Raw genomic sequence first — 369 nt, forward strand, 5'->3', positions numbered from 1 at the left:
GGGCTCAACACCAAAATACATCTGGCCGTGGATGCGCATGGTATGCCGCTCAGAGTTGTTGTTACAGAAGGTACCAGATCTGATTGCAAGGAAGCATGTGCATTGATTGACGGTTTGAGTGCAAAGGCGCTTTTGGCTGACCGTGGATATGACAGCAATGAGATTATAGACAAGGTTATTGAGTCCGGCTGTCAGCCCGTCATTCCACCCAGAAAAAATCGCAAGGAGCAGCGGGACTATGACAAAGCTTTATACCGTGTACGCCATCTGGTCGAGAACGCCTTTCTTCACCTCAAGAGATGGCGCGGCATCGCTACGCGCTATGCAAAACGAAGCCTTTCCTTCCTTGCCGCCGTGCAAATCAGGTGC

At 50.9% G+C, this 369-nt stretch carries 1 protein-coding gene; it reads left to right on the plus strand.

What is annotated here, in order from left to right:
- Positions 1-369: IS5 family transposase (locus EII23_RS12550; protein WP_124793574.1), on the plus strand; the 369-nt coding region annotated here is incomplete at both ends.

The sequence above is a fragment of the Desulfovibrio sp. OH1186_COT-070 genome (assembly GCF_003860215.1).
Lineage (GTDB): Bacteria > Desulfobacterota > Desulfovibrionia > Desulfovibrionales > Desulfovibrionaceae > Desulfovibrio.